The organism is Polynucleobacter sinensis, assembly GCF_001595985.1.
In the GTDB taxonomy this organism is placed as follows: domain Bacteria; phylum Pseudomonadota; class Gammaproteobacteria; order Burkholderiales; family Burkholderiaceae; genus Polynucleobacter; species Polynucleobacter sinensis.
This window is the reverse complement of the sequence record NZ_LOJJ01000008.1, coordinates 54,680-74,625: the sequence shown is the minus strand read 5'-3', so window position 1 is coordinate 74,625 and position 19,946 is coordinate 54,680. Positions and strand designations below refer to the sequence as shown.

Here is a 19,946-nt window from a genome sequence, read left to right as displayed (position 1 = left end):
AATTATTTTTGTTCGTCTGATTTATCTTCAGACTCAGGAGTAACTTCTTCTACTGCGTCAATTACATCGGTAGCCACTTCTTGGGCTACAACTTCTTCTACTTCCACAAGCGCTTCGATCTCGACGGAAACTTCATCGATGGCATCATCACTTGTAGACGCATTAATCACTTGACCATCTTCATCAAGCTCGACCACTGTTTCTACCGTAGCCGATGGATCGAATTCCATCACGGCTTGACCCAATTGCTCAGCAGCGGCCATTGGAGCGGCATCTTCTAGCATTGGCAAGCTTTGTAAATTTGTCAAACTAAGATCATCTAAAAATTGCTTCGTAGTGGCATATAAGCCTGGGCGACCAACAGTTTCTTTATGACCAATCACCTCAACCCAGCCACGATCTTCCAACTGCTTCATCACATTACTGCTGACCGCAACACCTCGAATCTCTTCAATCTCACCGCGAGTTACCGGCTGACGATAAGCAATAATTGCCAAGGTCTCCATGACCGCACGAGAATACTTAGGCGGCTTTTCTGGCGTTAAGCGATCAAGATACTCTCGCATTGCCAAGCGACTTTGAAAACGCCAGCCCGTTGCGATGTGCACCAACTCCATGCCTTTATCTTCCCAGGCTTTTTGCAGCTCCAAAAGAGCGTCATCAATCTCACTAGTGGCAACATCTTCGGCAAATAAACGCGTGAGATCAGCGACTGTCAGTGGTTCTTGCGCGCACAAGAGGGCTGTTTCAATTACGCGTTTATTGTGATCGTCCATAAAATTCGGGCTATCAGGCAATGACCTGATGCAGCTTTAGTAATGTATTTCAGTAATGGGTTGGTGGTGTTCTTTAGCTACTTTGGGTAATTGTTCTCAAAAACTCTTTTGAGGGAACCACCCGCGCTGAAACGAAGTTCTTTTCGTTCACCTTCGCGCCATTATAAGGTAGGCTCAATACAATAGCTATATGCATGAAATTCACGCCCCCCACCCCCTTTTGACCTCAGAAGTCGAGAAAAGACGTCGCTTTCTAGGTTTTGGCCTTGGCTTAGGCACACTTGCAGGCAGTGCCGGCCTAGGGGGTTGTAGCGTATTCTCGAGCCGTAAACCCGTTGTTGGCCTTGTCCTAGGAGCAGGAGCAGCCCGTGGCTTTGCCCATGTGGGCGTCATTAAAGCTCTAGAGGCGCAGGGAATTCGTCCGGATATCGTCGTTGGCAGTAGCGCAGGCAGCGTGATTGCCGCCCTTTTAGCCTCTGGCGCCACCGGAAATGAACTGAATCGACTTGCCTTAAATTTAGACGAAGCCACGATTGCAGACTGGGGACTTCCCTTTGCGGGAAGATTTGGCGGACTCATCAAAGGCGATGCCCTTCAAAACATGATTAATCGTGAAGTTCAAAATAAAACCATCGAGCAAATGCGCATTCCTCTCGGAATCGTTGCCACTGAACTGCAATCGGGCAAAGGGGTGTTATTTAGATCAGGCAATACTGGCATGGCAGTACGCGCTTCTTGCAGTGTCCCTGGCGTCTTTCAACCGGCCGTCATTAGCGGCAAAGAGTATGTGGATGGCGGCTTAGTAGCGCCCGTTCCGGCCAGCTATGCCAGGCAGATGGGGGCAACACTAGTGATTGCGGTCAACATCTCCTCGGAGCCAGTTCATCAGGATGCCAGCGGTACGCTCGGCGTCATGCAGCAGACCATTTCCATTATGCAAAGAAGTATTAATCAATACGAACTGAAAAGTGCTGACATTGTCATCACACCTCACCTAAAACAAATGAGTAGCGGAGACTTTAAGTCCAGAAACGCTGCAATTTTGGCCGGTGAAGTGGCCGCACAAGAACAGATGGCAGCAATCAAAGAAAAGTTAAGAAGCTAAGGTGTAATTAGCTATAGGGCTAGCTATCCAAGAGGCTAATATTGCTTTAGGATTGCCCGCGATTACTTATGAAATACGTATCTACCTTCTTTCGAATTGCTTGTGTTTTAGGGATAACCTTCCTTGGACAGCGCGCGCTTGCACAGTCTCAAGAGCAATTCACCGTAGCGGCAAATAATTACCTTAAAAAAAGAACTGATGCGTTCATGACCATCACGGGATATTCACTCACCCCTGATGTGACTACCGGCTCTTTATCAATTACCGATAAGGGGCGAGATGCCCAGAACCTGCAGATGATCTCACTTGGGGGTGGAGATCGAATTAGCGCCAACTTTCCTCTATACCTAGAGGGAACCATTGCGTTTAATCGCTACAACCCCACATTTACCGATGGTATTGGAAACACAGACATTACAGTGCCCGTTCACTGGAATGGTATTACCGGCACAGGAGGTATTGGCTGGGACTTTCCGCTCACTGAGAATTTACGCATTCGACCCATAGCGAATATCATGCTTGGTCATATGGAGAGCGACCTCTCTCTTCTTGGGCGATATCTTGAGAAAAATAAAGGGGTTGATATGCAATTCCTGAACGGCGGTCGCATGAATGCTTATGGCGCTGGTGGATCGCTCATGCTCGACTACGAAGATTACAAACCCGAACGTGAATACGATGTCGAACTTCGATACACCAATATCTCGCTAAGTACTTTTGACACTTCAACAGCAGTTCAGGGTGCGGCCAATTCTCAAAGCGCAGGCTTATGGGCTCGCGCTCGATACCCTACTCCCCTGACCGTATTAGATAGGCCTTTGCGGGCAGTATTTGAATTGGCTCATACTGAATTTTTGGGCCAACTCAGAGGAGCCTTAGGCTTTGATTCACTCTCGTCAGTGGGCACTGGAATCGAAGTGGATAGAAGTGCGTCTGACCCAATGTTTAGTAGGGTTCGCTTAGTATTTCGGTATCAATTTGGACAGAACGTCCGAGGAACATCTATTGGCTTAGCTGCTAGCTTCTAATCTTAAAGACTGCGTGACTTACGCTTAAGTTTATTCACTTCATTGAGCAATTCTTGGCGCTCCGAGTCACCTAAGCTGTCACTGCCATCTAAACGACGCGCGCCATCAAATCTCTTATCCCAATAGAGACTACTCAGATCATCTACGCGCACACTCGTACCCTTAGATGGCGAGTGGATAAATTTATTATCGCCAACATAAATACCCACATGCGAAAACGTTAAACGCATAGTGTTAAAGAAAACCAAATCACCAGGCTGCAACTCTTCACGTGTAATCGCCTTACCTACGCGACTCATTTGAGTAGATTTTCTTGGCAACAAGAATCCCAACTTATCTTTGAAGACATAGCCAACAAAACTACTACCATCCAATCCAGATTGAGGTAACTCGGCATCCCAGCGATAACGCACACCAATCACTTCCATGGCGCGATTAATCAACTCATCGGATTTGCCAGTAACAGAATCAGCCAAGCGATCTGATACTCGAGAAAAGTAGGTTTTCCCTGCCTGAAACATGCTTTCCTTAGGAACATCTCTCGCGATATCCGCTGACGCATCTTTGGCAGCATCAGGAGTGACATCAGCCGCCAAACCAGACTGCGCCACCAAAACAAGCGAGCAGAAAACTGCCGCAGGGGCACGCTTCATCAGAAACTTTAAAAGGTCACTTTGAAATGGCATCGAGCCAGTTTAACAAAGAAGTTCAATTTAACCAAACACCTATATCAATCATAAGTATTTGTTTTTATTGAATTATTTTATTTATTTCGGATATTTTTAGCGATTTTGGCCCATCTAAGCAAGCTCTGCTGCCGCAAAAAGCTCTTTGGTATAGGTTTGCCGAGGGTGCTTAATCAGCGTTTCCGTATCCCCAAACTCCACCACCTTCCCTGCTTTAAGAACCATCACCTCATGCGACATTGCCCGAATAACAGCCAAATCATGACTAATCATGAGATAGGCCAAGTTGTACTTCTTTTGCAATTCGGTAAGCAAAGCTAGGACTTGCTTTTGAATGGATACATCGAGAGCGGAAGTGGGCTCATCTAAAACCAAAATCTGCGGTTTTAAAATTAAAGCACGCGCAATTGCAATCCGCTGTCTTTGACCACCTGAAAACTCATGGGGGTAACGCGTCAGTGCCGAGCGATCAATGCCGACCTCCCTCAAAATATCTAAGACACGTGATTCGCGCTCTGCCACAGATAACCCAGGAAAGTGCACATCCAAACCTTCTGAAATAATTTGCATCACGTTCATGCGTGGAGACAGCGATCCAAAAGGATCCTGAAAAATCACCTGCAAACTTGAGCGCATAGCGCGACGCTCTGCAGGCTTTAACTTTTGCCAGTCCTGACCTAGAACATCCACTTCCCCAATAATCTGAGCGGCGGTATCCCCAAGCAATCCCAACACGGCCATACCTAAAGTAGTCTTTCCTGAACCAGACTCGCCAATAACTCCTATGGTCTGACCCTGCTTTAATTCAAAGCCCACCTTGCGCAACACTTGGTGTCGCGGAGGCTTCTTAAACCATCCCGCGGACTCGGTACCAGGATAAGAAACCGATAAGTTTTCGGTCTTCAACAATACTGGAGCTAATGGCATTACTGGCGCTAAATCACGCACGGGCTCGCTATTAACCAAAGCTTTTGTGTATGGATTCTCAGGACGCTCAAACACTTGCCTGGTAGCGCCAAGCTCCATCAAATTGCCTTGATTTAAAACCGCTACGCGCTGGGCAAAATGCTTCACTAAATTTAGGTCATGGGTGATCAGCAATATTGCCATACCACCATGATCCCGAGATTCTTCTTGCAGCTCTTTGAGCAAATCGAGAATCTGTAATCGCAAACTCACATCAAGCGCGGTGGTGGGCTCATCGGCAATTAATAATCTGGGCTTACAAGCCAAAGCCATGGCAATCATCGCACGCTGTCGCTGCCCACCAGAAAGTTGATGCGGATAGGAGTGGAAACGTTTTTCTGGTTCAGGAATTCCCGTCTTTCTTAGCAACTCTATTGCAGCCGCGACAGAAGCCGCTTTAGAGATTAAGGGTTCATATACTTGCACTGCTTCGACAATTTGATTACCCACTGTAAATAAGGGATTCAGTGCAGTCATTGGCTCCTGAAACACCATGGCAATCTCGCGACCACGAATCTGCCGGATATCTTGATTGGAAAGTGACAGTAAATCCATGGGGGCTTTTGATGACTGGCCACCGCTCCATAGGATCCGCCCCGACACTTTCGCACCCTCTGGCTCAAGACGCAGCGGAGCTAAAGCAGTCAAGGTTTTACCAGAGCCAGACTCACCCACTAACGCTACACGCTCGCCAACACCAATTTCCAAATCCAAATGATTCACGGCAAACTTCTCGCGACGACCTGAGCCAAAAGAAATAGAGAAATCCTCGTAACGCAGTAATGAAGGGAGATTGGCTTTCATGAGCGGCCTCCACTCATTGCACCTGATTTACGGGAGTCAAAAGCATCGCGTAGAGCCTCACCCATAAAGGTCAGTAATAACAAGGTTGCCACCAAGACAACAAAAGTGGAGAGCGAGATCCACCATGCATCCAAATTACTCTTACCCTGAGAAAGCAACTCTCCCAAACTGGGAGTTCCAGGGGGAACACCCAAGCCCAAAAAATCCAAGCTGGTTAGCGAAAGAATCGCAGCGCTCATTCTGAAAGGCAGAAAAGTAATCACTGGAGTCAGGCTATTGGGCAGAATATGACGACGCATGATTTGCAAATTCGTTAAACCCAAAGCTTTGGCGGCACGCACATATTCCAGGGCACGGTTACGGAAAAATTCCGCACGCACGTAATCGGATAAACCCATCCAACCAAAAGCGGCGAGTAGCAAAATCAGAAGCCAAATGCTGGGATTAAAGATCGAGGCAAAAATAATCAGTAAATACAATTCGGGCATTGCCGACCAAATCTCAATTAATCGCTGCGAGATGAGATCAAACTTTCCACCAAAAAATCCCATCAAAGAACCCGTAATAATGCCTACGCTGACTCCAACAATCGTTAGAGCCAAGCCAAAGAGAATCGATAGACGAAATCCATAAATTAAGCGCGAGAGGACATCGCGACCTCGGTCATCCGTTCCTAACCAGTTATCAAAGGATGGTGGCGCCGGATTGGGAACCTTTGAGAAATAGTTGAGCGTCTCGTAACTATAAGGAATCGGGGGATAAATCGCCCAGTTACCATTACTAGTGATGTTGTGGCGAATGTCAGGATCTAAAAAATCCGTAGGCGTAGCAAAGTCTCCCCCAAACACGCGCTCAGGTTGCGATTTCACAATCGGGAAATAGAATTTTCCTTGGTAACGCACGATCAATGGTTTGTCATTCGCTATGAGTTCTGCACACATACTCAAGCCAAACAAGATCATAAAAATCCATAAGCTGGCATAGCCCATGCGGCTATTTTTAAAGCGCTGCCAACGATTCATGACCCGCCTCCCGCACCAAATTGAATACGGGGATCGATATACACGTAGCAAAGATCAGAGATTAACTTCGTAAATAAGCCAATCAAGGTAAAGAGGTATAGCGTACCAAAGACCACTGGGTAGTCGCGACGCATAACGGATTCATAAGAAAGTAAGCCTAAGCCATCTAGCGAGAATAATGTTTCTATGAGGAGCGAGCCTGTGAAGAAGGCGCCAATAAATGCGGCAGGAAAACCTGTTACCAAAGGCAGCAAAGCATTCCGAAAGACATGCTTCCAAAGAACCTGCTTCTCTGTGAGGCCTTTTGCCCTAGCGGTCAGTACGTATTGCTTACGAATTTCTTCCAAAAATGAATTCTTCGTCAACATCGTGATGACTGCGAAGCTACCCAAAACTGAAGCGGTAATCGGCAACACCAAATGCCACAAATAATCCATTACCTTGCCCATCAAACTTAAGTCACTCCAGTTGTCCGAAGTGAGGCCACGCAGAGGAAATATTTGCAAGAAACTGCCGCCGCCAAATATGACGAGAAGCAATACACCAAGAACAAACCCCGGAATAGCATAGCCAACCAAAATCATCGTGCTGGTGATCGCATCAAAGCGGGATCCATCCCTGACAGCCTTGGCGATACCCAACGGTATTGACACCAAGTAAGTTAAAAAGAAAGTCCAAAGACCGATACTGATGGAAACTGGCAATTTAGAAACCACCAACTGCCAAACACTTTGGTGCTGGTAATAACTTTGGCCTAAATCAAATTGTGCGAACCGCTTGAGCATCATAAAATAGCGCTCTACTGGTGGCTTATCAAAACCATATAAAGCCTTCACCTCAGCTAAGCGCTCTGCATCTACACCCTGTCGTCCACGATAGTTACTTCCGCCACCAGAAGACTCTGCACCACTCACTGCAGCATCTCCTTTACCCTTTAGCTCCAACATCAATTGCTCTACTGGTCCACCTGGTACAAATTGCACCACGGCAAAGGTCAGCGTCAGTACGCCCAATAAAGTAGGAATCATCAAGAGTACGCGCTTGAGAATGTATGACCACATTTGACCTTGCATTAGCGCGCCCCCTCTTTCCACCAATTGAGCAATATCCAAGATTCAGCGGTGTAATACAAGGGAGGTTCTGGATAGCGCATCTCCTTACGATACGCGATTCGGTGTGTCGGGTTGTACCACTGCGGAATCACGTAATAGCTATTCCACAGAACACGATCTAAAGCCCGCGTGGCAGCACGCAATTCATCGCGGGTTTGCGCCTTTACAACCGCATCTACCAAGGCATCGACTACTGGAGACTGAACACCAATCACGTTATCAGAACCCTTCTCCTTCGCAGCTTGACTACCAAAGCGATCCCATAATTCATTACCGGGACTTTGTGAATCTGGGAAACGAATGGTTGTCATATCAAAATCATATTCATCCATCCGCTTTTGATGCAAAGCAAAGTCACTCGTACGAATATCCACCGCAATACCTAACTTCTCCAGGTTGCGGACATAGGATGAAATCACCCTCAAGAAAAATGGACCATCCTCGACCATCTCAAAACGGAAAGGCTCACCCTGCATATTTCGGAGGGCACCGTCACGATACTGCCAGCCCGCTTGAGCCAGAAGATCGCGAGCCTTGCGTAAGTTCTGACGTAGGCTATCGGGTGGAGCGGTAGATGGAGCTGGCGGCATTGGACCAAAGACGGCATCAGGGACCCACTTCGGGTACTGCGCTTTGAGTGGCTTGAGTAACTTCAGTTCAGCGTCAGTTGGTTTATGCGGTCCATCAAAATTGGCACTTAAATCGCTATTTGTAAAGTAGCTATTGATTCGACTGTATTGATCAAAAAATAATTGACGGTTGAGCCACTCAAAATCGAGGGCATAACCCAAAGCTTGACGTACACGTGGGTCTTGAAAAATCGGTCTGCGCACATTCATCGCAAAGCCTTGCATACCCGCACCATTGTGATTTAAGAAGGCCTTCTTCTCTAGGGTACCGTCGTTAAAACGAGGACCCACATAACTTTTTGCCCAATTCTTAGCACGATACTCCACCAAGGCATCGAACTCACCGGCCTTAAAAGCCTCTAGGCGAACAGCATCATCGCTGTAGAGCTTGTACACCACGCGATCAAAGTTATAAAAACCTACGCGCACATTCAGAGTCTTGCCACCCTGATCAGCCCAATAATTGGGGTTGCGCTTAAACACCATGGTCTTGCCAGCCTTATATGACTCAATGATGTAGGGACCGCTCGCCAGAGGAAGTTCAAAGGTGAGCTTATCAAAAGGAGTAATAGTGCCATCGGGCTTCTTGCCCCAATGACGCGAGAAGATCGGTAGTGTGCCAACCATCACTGGCAATTCTGGGTTGCGATTCTTAAAGTCAAACCGAATCACGCGATCAGAAACTACCACCGCCTGCTTTACATCGGCATATACCGTTTTAAATTGCGGATTTGCCAAAGAGCTCATCAAGGTATCAAAACTGTGTTTGACATCGCTAGCCAAAATGGCGCTGCCATCAGAAAATTTAGCTTCAGGACGAATCCGAAAAACAACCGACATTTTGTCTGGAGCAACAGCAATATCTTCGGCAATTAATCCATAAGCACTAGAGACTTCATCCGCACTGCCAACTGCCAAAGACTCAAACATGAGCTGCGCGATACCCGGGGCAGCCACCCCACGCAGAGTAAATGGATTGAACTTATCAAAGCTGGTGCGACGATCTGGATTTGGGAGGGTCAGGGTTCCGCCCCGCGGCGCGCTGGGATTGACATAGTCAAAATGACCAAATCCATCCGCATATTTAGGTTTTCCATACTGCGCAATCCCTTGAGCGCCATAGGCAGGGCCGGCTATTAGCCCAACCATAAGGGCAAGCAGTAATAAAGCAGGGATTCGGGAGAAAGGGGTTGGCATGGGCATATATGCAACAATTGTAGATAGCAAACCACATTTGAAGCAAAGGACACATTATGGGCTTTCTCGCTGGCAAAAAAATTCTCATTACCGGCCTACTTTCTAACCGCTCGATTGCCTATGGCATCGCCAAGGCATGTCATCGCGAAGGGGCTGAATTAGCCTTTACCTACGTTGGCGAGCGCTTTAAGGACAGAATTGTTGATTTCGCCAAAGAATTCAATTCCGATCTGATTTTTGACTGCGATGTTGGCAGCGACGAACAAATTTCCGCCTTATTCAAGGATTTGGCTAAATCCTGGCCGCAATTTGATGGCTTTGTCCATGCAATTGGTTTTGCGCCCCGCGAAGCGATTGCTGGCGACTTCTTAGAAGGCCTATCTCGGGAAGGCTTCAAAATTGCACACGACATCTCTGCATATAGCTTCCCAGCAATGGCCAAGGAAGCATTGCCGATGCTGCGCGATAAATCCTCTTTGCTCACATTGACCTACCTAGGCTCAATGAAGAACGTTCCTAACTACAACACGATGGGCTTGGCAAAAGCCTCTTTAGAAGCATCGGTGCGCTACCTTGCTGGCTCCGTTGGACCCAAAGGCATTCGCGCCAACGGGATTTCCGCTGGCCCCATCAAAACTCTTGCCGCTTCTGGCATCAAAGGGTTTGGCAAGATTTTGGAAGCTGTTGAACAAACCGCACCATTGCGTCGCAATGTGACCATTGATGATGTCGGCAACACTGCCGCCTTCTTGTTATCTGATTTAGCAAATGGTATTACCGCTGAAATCATCTACGTAGATAACGGCTTTAGCCAAGTTATTGGTGGAATGGAAGACGCTTGAGCGTTCCACTGCGCGAAGCTCTGAAGTTTTGGGCTAAGCTAGGCTTTATTAGCTTTGGTGGACCTGCTGGACAGATCGCCGTCCTTCACCAAGAGCTTGTTGAAAAGCGTCGCTGGATTTCTGAGCGGCGCTTTTTACATGCGCTTAACTATTGCATGTTGCTACCCGGACCAGAAGCGCAACAACTGGTTACTTATATTGGCTGGCTCATGCATCGCACTTGGGGTGGCATCCTGGCAGGCGCTTTATTTGTATTGCCATCACTCTTTATTTTGATTGGTCTCTCCTGGGTTTATATAACGTTCGGTCAAGTACCCTGGATTGCCGCAATTTTTTTTGGCATCAAACCCGCCATCACCGCAATCGTTTTACATGCAGCTGTCCGCATTGGTAAGCGCACGCTTCATAACCGAGGATTGCGCTCGATTGCGTTTGGTTCTTTTGTAGCGATCTTTGCTCTTAACCTGGCCTTCCCACTCATCGTGCTTGGGGCTGCACTAATTGGTATTTGGGGCGGAAAACGATATCCAGACTACTTCGAGCAACAGTCTTCACATGCAAATGCAAACGATAAAAATTATGGGGCGGCAATCATTGATGATCGCACTCCCACGCCTGAGCACGCACTCTTCACCCCCAAAAAGCTAGTTAGCCATACTGCAATAGTTTGTGTTTTATGGACCCTACCTTTTCTCGGGCTTGTCTTATTGTTTGGCTGGAAAACGCTCTACCCCCAAATCGCTTGGTTCTTTACTAAAGCAGCATTCCTCACCTTTGGCGGTGCCTACGCCGTACTACCTTACGTATACCAAGGAGCCGTTGATCAATTTCACTGGCTTAGCTCTGGGCAAATGATGGATGGCTTGGCTTTAGGGGAGACTACTCCCGGGCCACTCATCATGGTGGTGGCATTTGTTGGTTATCTAGCCGGCCACATTCAGCACCTCATCGGCAATAGCGATCCATTTTGGTTTGGCGTATTAGGTGCCTGTGTTGCCACTTGGTTCACCTTTTTACCTTCCTTCTTTTTAGTCTTAGTGGGCGGCCCTTTAATTGAATCTACCCATGGCAAGCTCAGCTTCACAGCACCCCTCACTGCAATTTCCGCTGCCGTTGTAGGCGTCATCGCGAATCTAGGTCTTTTCTTTGCCTATCACGTCTTTTTTCCTCAAGGTTTGGGTGGCTCTATCTCCTGGATTTCAATTGCTATTTGCGCGCTTGCGGGGCTAGCACTCTTCAAATTCCAAAAAGGGGTTCTGAGTGTTTTAGCGGGCTCCGCTCTAGCAGGTCTACTCAGTCATTTATTGGCCACTTTATTGATCTAATCGACCTTTTCGAAGCGCTTAAATTGGCATAATGGAAGTTATGCGAATCGAACCTCAAACCATTGCCCATCTTCAGGAATGGCTCGGTAAGACCGAGACCCTTCATGACTCTATTACTGCCGCCCCTGTAAGGGCCTTATCGGCAACACTCGATAGAGTTGATCCCGAGCCCAGCAAAGGCAGCTTTTTACCCGAGCTTTGGCATTGGTTGTATTTTTTACCTCATGCGCGGCAATCTGAGATTGGTCCCGATGGCCATCCTAAGCGCGGTGGGTTTTTGCCACCAGTACCATTGCCACGTCGTATGTGGGCAGGTAGCCGGATAGAGTGGGTTGCCCCCTTATCAGTTGGTGACGAGATTAAACGGGTATCAGAGATTAAATCGGTTACCCATAAGGCTGGACGCACTGGCGATCTGATCTTTGTTTTGGTCAAGCATGAAGTCTCTAATCAAAATGGTCTAGCCTTAATTGAAGAGCACGATATTGTGTATCGCGATGCCCCTGGTCCAGATGACAAGCCAGTGGCTCCCACTCCTGCCCCCACAGACGCAAAGTGGTCAAAGACGATTACACCAGATGATGTTTTGTTGTTTCGCTACTCAGCACTGACATTTAATGGTCATCGCATTCATTACGATCGCAAATATGTCACTGAAGTGGAAGGCTATCCTGGACTCATTGTTCACGGCCCCTTGATTGCAACTCTCTTGGTAGATCTCGTACGTCAAAGCATCCCAGGTTGCACCCTCAAGAGTTTTGAGTTCAGGGCTATTCGCCCCACCTTTGACATCAACCTTTTTAAGGTGAGTGCCAAACCTGATCTCGAAAAAGATCCGTCTGGAAAAACAATTTCCATTTGGGCGCAAGACCACGAAGGCTGGCTCACGATGCAGGCAACGGCGGTGTTGGCTTAATCGCCTGCGCTATGACAATCAGTTTTTAAATCACCAATTAAATACATCTCTATTACCGAGGAATTTCTTGCTTCATGTTGACATCGCATTTATCTAAAGAGCTCGCTACATTTGCCGCGCAATTAAAAATTAATGACATCCCTCAAGATGTGATTAATCGCACCGAAGATCTATTGGTGGATTGGTTTGGCTCAGCCATTGCGGGCAAGGGCTCGCGCCCCGTTGAAACGATTACCCAGTTCGCACAAAACATGGGGGGCTTTAATGCGACTCACCCAGGCTCCGCGGAAATTCTGATTACCCGTTCAAACTCAAGTCCATTCTTGGCGGCAATGGCGAATGCAGCGGCTTCGCATGTTGCCGAACAGGATGACGTCCACAATGGCTCTGTCTTTCATCCGGCTACCGTTGTTTTTCCCGCGGCACTTGCTACCGCTCAAACTATTGGCACCTCTGGAGAGGATTTACTGGTGGCGGCTGTTGCTGGCTATGAAGTAGGTATTCGCGTTGGTGAATTTCTAGGGCGCTCGCATTACAAAATATTTCACACCACTGGGACTGCAGGCACACTAGCTGCCGCTGCCGCAGTAGGTAACTTACTCAAATTGAGCCCCGTCCAAATGCTGCATGCTTTTGGATCCGCGGGAACGCAATCAGCAGGACTCTGGGAATTCTTACGCGATGCTGCTGACTCTAAGCAATTACATACTGCGCACGCTGCATCGACTGGGCTCATGTCTGCCTACTTGGCACAATCTGGTTTTACAGGCGCGCAACAGATCCTCGAAGGCAAGCAAGGTATGGCTGCGGGCATGTCTAGCGATGCCGATCCAAGTAAATTAGTCGATCAATTGGGTGGCCGCTGGACGATTGCTGAAACGAGTTTTAAATACCACGCATCATGCCGTCATACCCACCCTGCTGCAGATGCATTATTGCAAGTCATGATCGCACACCAACTCAAGCCTAGCGATATTGCGAAAGTAGAAACCTTGGTACATCAAGGTGCGATCGATGTGCTCGGGCCGGTAACTGATCCAAGTACAGTGCACCAATCAAAGTTCTCTATGGGCACCGTGCTCGCCCTTGTTGCTCATTATCAATTTGCTGGTCTACAAGAATTTGATGCGCATTTTCATGATGATGAGATCTGCGCCTTCCGTGATCGAGTCACCATGGTTTTGGATCCCGAAGTGGACGGCGCCTATCCACAGCGCTGGATTGGAAAGGTAAAAGTATTTTTAAAAAATGGAGAAGTTCTAGAGGGGCGAGTTGATGAGCCCAAGGGCGATCCAGGCAATACATTAAGCCGCGCTGAAATCACTGATAAAGCAATGCGACTAGCAGCATTTAGTGGTGGCGCTACCCCATCAGAAATGGCTACTGCGATTGAACGCCTATGGAATATTCGTAAACAAGCCAAGATTGGCCTATTGCTTACGTAAACCAATTTATTTAACCCAATATAGATACTCCATGAATCCACTACATACCCCTATTGGCTTTAGTAGCAGCTTTTTATTTGTTCCGGGCAATCGCCCTGAGAGATTCTTAAAGGCTCTGAATAGTGATGCGAATGCTGTCGTCATTGATTTAGAAGACGCAGTCCCCGAAGAGGATAAAGAACAGGCTCGCGCAGCTATTCGCACTGCTTGGGGCACATTTACCAATGAGCAGAAAAAACGCTTGATCATTCGCTCAAACTCACCTGGCAGTAATTTTTATGGAGCCGATCTCATTCTCGCCCAAGAGTTAAATGTCGCTTGCTTACTTATTCCCAAGAGCGAGTCCCTCGACCAAATCAATGGGGCGGCTCTGATTCTTCCCAATACAGCAATCATTCCGATGATTGAAACCGCTCTTGGACTTGATCGATTAAATGATCTCGCCAACTCTCAACAGGTATTACGCTTAGCTTTAGGCAATCTCGATCTTCAAGCCGATCTTGGAATGGCCTGCGACCCTCAAGAAACTGAGCTGCAAACGGCACGATTTCAAATCGTCTTGGCGTCACGTTTAGCTCAAATTGCCCCTCCTATTGATGGGGTCACCCCTTCCACCGATGACTTAGAGCGTATTAGCAATGATGCGCAGCGTGCAAAAAGAATGGGGTTTGGCGGCAAGCTTTGCATACACCCAAAACAAGTTGGTCCAGTAAAAGACGCCTTTATGCCCTCCGCTGACGAGATAGATTGGGCGCATCGCGTTATTGCAGCCGATAAAGCCTCAAAAGGCGGCGTAGTCAAGCTAGATGGCCGGATGATTGACCGTCCAGTAGTCCTATTGGCACAAAGGACATTAGCCGTTGCTGGTAAACCCTAAACATCGCAAATGCTAAAGATGGCAAAATTAACAGGTATTACACATTTATGGAGACTTACATGAAATTGAAGAAAACTATTTTCGCTGGCATCGCCGCTGCTATCAGCGCTAGCGCATTGCTGGGTAGCAATATTGCATCCGCCCAAAAAGACTGGCCAACGAAATCAATTCAGTTGATCGTTCCATTTGCGGCTGGTGGCCCAACAGACTCCATCGCACGATTGATTGCTGTTCCAATGGGCCAAGCTCTTGGTCAGACGGTAGTGGTTGAGAACGTTCCAGGTGCTGGCGGCACAATTGCCTCCACCAAAGTGGCACGTGCTGCGCCAGATGGATACACGATTTACATTCACCACATGGGCATGGCAACAGCGAATGCACTGTACGACAAACTCCCATACGATCCGATGACGAGCTTTGAATACATTGGTCAAGTAGCTGACGTTCCAATGGTCCTCTTGGGCAAGAAAGATTTGCCTGCCAATAACTTCAAAGAATTAGAAGCCTACATCAAGGCAAATGGCTCAAAAGTTACCATGGCCAATGCTGGCCCTGGAGCAGTGTCACAGCTTTGCGGCCTGCTATTCCAAAGCCGCATGGGTGTGAAATTGACCAACATCCCTTACAAAGGGACAGGCCCTGCTTTGACAGACCTCTTAGGCGGTCAAGTCGATCTCTTGTGTGACCAAACTACACAAACCATTCCTTACATCAAGGATGGTCGCGTGAAGGCGTTTGGTACAACCACTATGAAGCGCTTACCAGCAATTCCGAATGTTCCAACCTTAAACGAACAAGGCCTCAAAGGCTTTGAGGTGAAGGTATGGCATGGTGTTTACGCTCCTAAAGGCACTCCTCAGCCAATTTTGGACAAAATCAATGCCGCTCTCAAGAAAGCATTGAATACTCCTGACGTGAAGAAGCGTTTAGAAGATTCCAATATTGATATTGTGTCAGCAGATAAGATCTCTGCAAAAGGCCTAAAAGATCATCTTGATAAAGAGATCAACGTTTGGGGCCCAGTCATCCGTAAAGCAAATATTCCAGATTAATCCTGGAATAGCAGTCAACAAAAAAGCCAGCAGATCGCTGGCTTTTTTGTTACCCCTAAACACTACGGGCTATAAAACTTAACCCGCTCTAAATAAGTAGCCAGACTGAGTTTTTGCGCGACGCCTTTGATAAATGAACGTAATAATCGCGCATACTGACCAGACAGCCAAGAAAGGGTCGAGCAAGTAGTCCCATAGATTTGTAGACTCATGCCAGTGCGCGGCCCAGGCCATGATGGCCAACGAAATTAACCAAACACCCCAGACCCATCCAGCAAGACCACAGAGCAAGCCAAAAATAATCACTGCAATCAAAAATCCAAAACTTCCATATCCCCATACGTAGGGATCAAACATTCCGAAGCCCAATGCTAAGGGATAAAAAATGATCGCCAGCAACGCAATCCAAATCTTCACCCCCATTGGGACATCCTTAACCGAGAGCAATATACTGCTCCACAGCAATAGCATTGAAACGATACTGAGGTCGCCTGTCACGCCACGAACGTAGGCTGCCAAGGGTAACTCGAGTGAGAGTCCTAGGGGCCAAAAAAAGAGGTTGCCTAACAGCAGCAATAGAACAAGGCGAACTGTTAATGACATCTGGGTTTGCAGCACCTTCTGAAAACACCAAATCAACACCATCGCGCAGGTAATTGACATCTCTATCAGGGCTATCGTTTGCATGTATGTATTCATCATTGGACCTCTGGTTTCTCTAGAGCCTGCTTAAACCATGTTGATGGAAAATACACATGACGGATTTTTTTTCTATCCCAGGTATATACCAAATGCACATCATTCCCGTTTGCTGAAATCAAATACGGATATGAGTACTCACGACGCTGATCATTTGCCAAAGATTCGTCATCCTCTAGGGTCTGAATTACCTTCCATGGAGATGATTGTGCTGCGCGCATCACCATCACCAAGCGATAGCGACCTGTTTCAATATTATTGAGCACCATGACACGAGCACCGCTTGCTAGAGTCAAAGCAGCCAGCGCTGAATTGGGATTAGGTATTGCGAGATCCTCAGAAACCTTCCATGATTGACCAGCATCTTTGGTGTCACTCACTGGAACTTGCTTTAACTGAGAGCTTGAACGCGTTTGACGAAAGAACGCACTAGCTTCTTGCTCGCCGTCTACAAACACCACAGGCTGAATGGCGCCCCTACCGGAACTCATGCGACGCTTATCAATCACTTGACTCGCCTCAACTCTTAAGAACTCACCAAATCTTCCAATCCACTCATGATATGCCGGCAAACCAAGGCGGCCATCTGCAAACTGTAGGGGCGGTGATTTGACCAGAGTGCTTAAATTAATTAAGGGGGAGGTAATCAAACGCTGCGGCTGACTCCATGTCAAACCCTCATCATCAGAAATCATTGTGGAGATTGAACTACCAGCCCAACCACCAATAGATACGGTCACGAAAAATAATTGCATGCGGCCATCCGCCATTCTTGCGGGAACAGGATTACCCAGTTTCGCGATATAGCGTGATAAACCTCTTTCCGCTCCAACACGATCCATCACTACGGTTGGCGCACTCCAACGCGTGGCACGAGGATCATAGACAGCAGTATTAATGACAACATCTGGGGCGCCTTCTCTACTGCCTGCAAACCAGAATGCTCTGATTGCGCCATCTTTTAAGGCAATGAGCGAGGCGGCGTGTACTGACGGTGCTCCTGTATCTGGCAGCCAATCCATCCGCAAGATTACTGGGGCCGTTTTGGTGGGTAATGCTTGCTTACTGAGTCGGGAGGATTTGCTGATCTCAATGGCCTCAAACTCTTGGGTTTCATCAGAATTAAAGACCGGTTTTTCAATGGCGAATGGCGCCCATGCTGGACGACTATCAATATGTAGATAACCCAAAACTGCAGCAAGCAGCAAGGCACAAAAAGCAATCACGCGACTCATCGGCAGGCGTCCTTCCCAGATAAAGGCAATTCAATCTTTGCTGGAGTCAAAATTAAATATTCATTAACAAATAGATGTTGCCCAATCTGGCCTTGAACCATTGCCAAAATCTCCGCATTAGAGTGGCGTGCGCGCATCTCCATGCGCCGACCAATAATTTGGCATGATTCGCAAAGCTCTGGCTCAATCCCAATCGGCGATTGAACTGCGACTAAAGGATAAGTATCACTTAGCAAGCGAGCATCTCCGGCATCTTTTGCAAGATAGCCGTGAAGCTTTGTTCCTGGTAGTAAAAGTCGATACTCCTCGTCTTTAGCTCGATAGTCGCATGGCACCCAAATATCCTGTCGAGATACCCGCTCAATCGTTGCCTGATCATATCGACCCAAAGCCCCCTCTAGTGGCGATAAGCTACTAGTCAATATGCAATAACTCAGAAAGCAGCCGGCTAAAGCCAATGTCTTGGTGCGATTTTGGTGAGCAAGCCCCACAATGATGAGTAATAGCGATGCACAGACAAGGGCCCAATGCCAATAAGAGTAATTCCAAATATTAGGCTGCCCCAAGAAGTTTGATAACTGGAGATTTCCTCCCACCCAAGCAAGAGTGGCGATCAAAATCAACTGCAATAGCAACGCTATCCGAAATCCCCATAAGGGCAAGCGATCCCAATGCAGCGCTATCAAAGCTGCAAAGGCTGGCATCACTGGCAACAAATAACGCCCCGAACGCTGACTAGGCAAACTAAAAACAATGAAGAAGGCTAAAACCAAAAGCAATAGCAGCGCCTCTTCCAGAGACAGAAAGCGACGTTGACGCCAACACTGGATGAGCGTCGAAATCAAAACAAACGTCAATAAGCCGGCATTCGCCAAAGTAGTCAGAATTAGCATCCAAATGCTATCGCCACCACGAATGAGATCTAAAAAATAGTGGGAGCTACGAGCCTCAAACTTAGCCGCGTTCTCCCCCAATACAAATTCCTTCCAGATTGCTTCAGGAGATGGATCCAAAACAAACCAAAGTGCAAAGACGCCTAAGCTTAATAATGCAATCAAGATGAGCTTGTAAGCATCCCGTACCAGGACCTTTGAAATACTCCACTCACGCCAACGCCAATAGAACAGGCCTAATGCAAAAGAGGCCGGCACGATATAGGCAAAAGATTTGGACAATAAGGCCATCCCAAGGGAGATGCCCGCCATCACCGGAAACAGCAGCTTTGAATTGAAAGCACTCTTGCCCCAATACAAAAGTCCAAAGAATGGCAAGCTCAACCAAAACACTTCAGGAGGGTCAGTTAAAAAGGGTCGGCCATAACGGTAAGTAGCAAAAAAAGCGAGCCAAAGTAAAGCCGCAAGCAAACCCGTTTGTTTTTTTCCGCTAAAACGTGCAACTGCCAAGAATAAGAAAAAAGCAGTGAATGCTGTATAGAGCACACTTGGCCAACGAAGCGCAAATAAAGACCAATCCGCAGCCCAATGAGTGCTTGCAATACCCCCCCAAAATATTAGTGGTGGCTTGGTATTTTTAATGCCATCCATTTCAGACTGCAATGGCAACCATGACCCCGCATCCGCCGTCAGACGAACAATATGCATATAGGGGTACTCGTCCCCATTTTTTGGAGCAAAGCGGCTATCTAAACCATAAAGATAGGTAAATATACCCAGAATGAGGATTAGTACTGCACTGCGGTAGGTAAAAGAGCTTCGCATACCCATAGTTTATAGGGCTTCATCACAAAGCCTGCATTCTGAGCCCATTTAAACCCACTTTTCCTTCTGAGCTTATTGAAAATCAATCTAAGTAAAACCACCAATTTGGCGCCTGGCTGATTAAGATAGAGCCATTGAGCATTACCCATCAACAATTTGCATGTAAGACGGAGACTATTCCTATGCGAGTGAAGTATTTAAAACCTATTCTGCTAGCTAGTGCCCTTGTGGGTCTTAGCCAATGGAGTGGAGCAAGTATTGCGCAAAATGCCGATACGCTCTACAAACGTAGCCTAGCAGCTACTTGCGCCAATTGTCATGGCACCGATGGAAAAGGCGTGGTTGATGGTGGGATGCCATTGATCAACAACCTGACAAGCGAACAAATGCTTGCCCAACTCAAAGCATTTAAGTCGGGTGCCCGTGAAGGCACCATCATGCCTCAGTTAGCCAAGGGCTACTCTGACGAACAACTCACTACCATTGCCAATCAACTTGGCAAAAAACAATAA

18 protein-coding genes are annotated in these 19,946 nt (G+C 47.4%); 9 read left to right on the top strand and 9 right to left on the bottom strand.

From position 1 onward, the window contains the following. Positions 1-2: 2 nt before the first annotated feature. The gene (scpB, locus tag AOB49_RS08605) at positions 3-776 is read right to left on the bottom strand and encodes an SMC-Scp complex subunit ScpB (protein ID WP_062309977.1); all 774 of its coding nucleotides are present in this window, start codon (positions 774-776) and stop codon (positions 3-5) included. A gap of 190 nt (positions 777-966) precedes the next feature. Here scpB and AOB49_RS08600 point away from each other — a divergent pair, with 190 nt between their 5' ends. Beyond that, a complete protein-coding gene (locus AOB49_RS08600; protein WP_062309975.1) occupies positions 967-1,881 on the top strand; it encodes a patatin-like phospholipase family protein in 915 nt (304 codons plus the stop codon). Between the two features lie 68 nt (positions 1,882-1,949). Further along, entirely contained in the window at positions 1,950-2,909 is a 960-nt protein-coding gene (locus tag AOB49_RS08595) for a hypothetical protein (RefSeq protein WP_062309973.1), read from the top strand. Positions 2,910-2,911: 2 nt separating this feature from the next. Here AOB49_RS08595 and AOB49_RS08590 read toward each other — a convergent pair whose 3' ends face one another. From AOB49_RS08590 to AOB49_RS08570, 5 genes are all read right to left on the bottom strand, one after another. Then, complete coding sequence (locus tag AOB49_RS08590; RefSeq protein ID WP_245640658.1) at positions 2,912-3,562, bottom strand: C40 family peptidase; 651 nt, start codon at positions 3,560-3,562, stop codon at positions 2,912-2,914. A 147-nt stretch (positions 3,563-3,709) separates the two neighbouring features. Further along, entirely contained in the window at positions 3,710-5,365 is a 1,656-nt protein-coding gene (locus tag AOB49_RS08585; RefSeq protein WP_062309968.1) for an ABC transporter ATP-binding protein, read from the bottom strand. Then, complete coding sequence (locus AOB49_RS08580) at positions 5,362-6,387, bottom strand: ABC transporter permease (protein WP_062309965.1); 1,026 nt, start codon at positions 6,385-6,387, stop codon at positions 5,362-5,364. Before AOB49_RS08580 ends, AOB49_RS08585 begins: the two co-directional genes overlap by 4 nt. Further along, complete coding sequence (locus tag AOB49_RS08575) at positions 6,384-7,448, bottom strand: microcin C ABC transporter permease YejB (protein ID WP_172793422.1); 1,065 nt, start codon at positions 7,446-7,448, stop codon at positions 6,384-6,386. The genes AOB49_RS08580 and AOB49_RS08575 overlap by 4 nt, the downstream gene beginning before the upstream one ends. 11 nt (positions 7,449-7,459) lie before the next feature. After that, a complete protein-coding gene (locus AOB49_RS08570; protein ID WP_062309960.1) occupies positions 7,460-9,331 on the bottom strand; it encodes an extracellular solute-binding protein in 1,872 nt (623 codons plus the stop codon). Positions 9,332-9,381: 50 nt separating this feature from the next. Here AOB49_RS08570 and fabI point away from each other — a divergent pair, with 50 nt between their 5' ends. From fabI to AOB49_RS08540, 6 genes are all read left to right on the top strand, one after another. Beyond that, entirely contained in the window at positions 9,382-10,167 is a 786-nt protein-coding gene (fabI, locus tag AOB49_RS08565) for an enoyl-ACP reductase FabI (protein ID WP_062309957.1), read from the top strand. Further along, positions 10,164-11,492, top strand: a complete 1,329-nt coding sequence (gene chrA, locus AOB49_RS08560) for a chromate efflux transporter (RefSeq protein ID WP_062309954.1) — start codon at positions 10,164-10,166, stop codon at positions 11,490-11,492. Before fabI ends, chrA begins: the two co-directional genes overlap by 4 nt. A 31-nt stretch (positions 11,493-11,523) precedes the next feature. Then, the gene (locus tag AOB49_RS08555) at positions 11,524-12,408 is read left to right on the top strand and encodes an FAS1-like dehydratase domain-containing protein (protein ID WP_062309951.1); all 885 of its coding nucleotides are present in this window, start codon (positions 11,524-11,526) and stop codon (positions 12,406-12,408) included. Positions 12,409-12,482: 74 nt separating this feature from the next. Then, complete coding sequence (locus AOB49_RS08550; protein ID WP_062309948.1) at positions 12,483-13,853, top strand: MmgE/PrpD family protein; 1,371 nt, start codon at positions 12,483-12,485, stop codon at positions 13,851-13,853. Positions 13,854-13,884: 31 nt separating this feature from the next. Then, the gene (locus tag AOB49_RS08545) at positions 13,885-14,730 is read left to right on the top strand and encodes an HpcH/HpaI aldolase/citrate lyase family protein (protein ID WP_062309945.1); all 846 of its coding nucleotides are present in this window, start codon (positions 13,885-13,887) and stop codon (positions 14,728-14,730) included. Positions 14,731-14,789: 59 nt separating this feature from the next. After that, positions 14,790-15,782 carry a tripartite tricarboxylate transporter substrate-binding protein gene (locus AOB49_RS08540; RefSeq protein WP_062309942.1) on the top strand — a complete coding sequence of 331 codons (993 nt, stop codon included), beginning with the start codon at positions 14,790-14,792 and terminating at the stop codon, positions 15,780-15,782. 78 nt (positions 15,783-15,860) lie between these two features. Here the strand turns inward: AOB49_RS08540 and AOB49_RS08535 are convergent, their stop codons facing one another. Genes AOB49_RS08535 through AOB49_RS08525 form a run of 3 tightly spaced genes read right to left on the bottom strand, consistent with a single transcriptional unit; the run spans position 15,861 to position 19,434 of the window. After that, a complete protein-coding gene (locus AOB49_RS08535; protein ID WP_082784127.1) occupies positions 15,861-16,484 on the bottom strand; it encodes a hypothetical protein in 624 nt (207 codons plus the stop codon). Beyond that, positions 16,481-17,716: a sialidase family protein gene (locus AOB49_RS08530; RefSeq protein ID WP_062309940.1), complete on the bottom strand. Its 1,236-nt coding sequence runs from the start codon at positions 17,714-17,716 to the stop codon at positions 16,481-16,483. The genes AOB49_RS08535 and AOB49_RS08530 overlap by 4 nt, the downstream gene beginning before the upstream one ends. Further along, a complete protein-coding gene (locus AOB49_RS08525) occupies positions 17,713-19,434 on the bottom strand; it encodes an ArnT family glycosyltransferase (protein ID WP_062310070.1) in 1,722 nt (573 codons plus the stop codon). Before AOB49_RS08525 ends, AOB49_RS08530 begins: the two co-directional genes overlap by 4 nt. A gap of 182 nt (positions 19,435-19,616) precedes the next feature. Here AOB49_RS08525 and AOB49_RS08520 point away from each other — a divergent pair, with 182 nt between their 5' ends. Further along, the gene (locus AOB49_RS08520; RefSeq protein WP_082784126.1) at positions 19,617-19,946 is read left to right on the top strand and encodes a c-type cytochrome; all 330 of its coding nucleotides are present in this window, start codon (positions 19,617-19,619) and stop codon (positions 19,944-19,946) included.

Coding starts and splice junctions, on each gene's coding strand:
- AOB49_RS08580 (WP_062309965.1), bottom strand. CDS start 6,387: ATGAATCGTTGGCAGCGCTTTAAAAATAGCCGCATGGGCTATGCCAGC.
- AOB49_RS08590 (WP_245640658.1), bottom strand. CDS start 3,562: ATGAAGCGTGCCCCTGCGGCAGTTTTCTGCTCGCTTGTTTTGGTGGCG.
- AOB49_RS08520 (WP_082784126.1), top strand. CDS start 19,617: ATGCGAGTGAAGTATTTAAAACCTATTCTGCTAGCTAGTGCCCTTGTG.
- fabI (WP_062309957.1), top strand. CDS start 9,382: ATGGGCTTTCTCGCTGGCAAAAAAATTCTCATTACCGGCCTACTTTCT.
- AOB49_RS08525 (WP_062310070.1), bottom strand. CDS start 19,434: ATGCGAAGCTCTTTTACCTACCGCAGTGCAGTACTAATCCTCATTCTG.
- AOB49_RS08575 (WP_172793422.1), bottom strand. CDS start 7,448: ATGTGGTCATACATTCTCAAGCGCGTACTCTTGATGATTCCTACTTTA.
- AOB49_RS08545 (WP_062309945.1), top strand. CDS start 13,885: ATGAATCCACTACATACCCCTATTGGCTTTAGTAGCAGCTTTTTATTT.
- AOB49_RS08530 (WP_062309940.1), bottom strand. CDS start 17,716: ATGAGTCGCGTGATTGCTTTTTGTGCCTTGCTGCTTGCTGCAGTTTTG.
- AOB49_RS08595 (WP_062309973.1), top strand. CDS start 1,950: ATGAAATACGTATCTACCTTCTTTCGAATTGCTTGTGTTTTAGGGATA.
- AOB49_RS08555 (WP_062309951.1), top strand. CDS start 11,524: ATGGAAGTTATGCGAATCGAACCTCAAACCATTGCCCATCTTCAGGAA.
- AOB49_RS08550 (WP_062309948.1), top strand. CDS start 12,483: ATGTTGACATCGCATTTATCTAAAGAGCTCGCTACATTTGCCGCGCAA.
- AOB49_RS08540 (WP_062309942.1), top strand. CDS start 14,790: ATGAAATTGAAGAAAACTATTTTCGCTGGCATCGCCGCTGCTATCAGC.
- AOB49_RS08570 (WP_062309960.1), bottom strand. CDS start 9,331: ATGCCCATGCCAACCCCTTTCTCCCGAATCCCTGCTTTATTACTGCTT.
- AOB49_RS08600 (WP_062309975.1), top strand. CDS start 967: ATGCATGAAATTCACGCCCCCCACCCCCTTTTGACCTCAGAAGTCGAG.
- AOB49_RS08585 (WP_062309968.1), bottom strand. CDS start 5,365: ATGAAAGCCAATCTCCCTTCATTACTGCGTTACGAGGATTTCTCTATT.
- scpB (WP_062309977.1), bottom strand. CDS start 776: ATGGACGATCACAATAAACGCGTAATTGAAACAGCCCTCTTGTGCGCG.
- AOB49_RS08535 (WP_082784127.1), bottom strand. CDS start 16,484: ATGATGAATACATACATGCAAACGATAGCCCTGATAGAGATGTCAATT.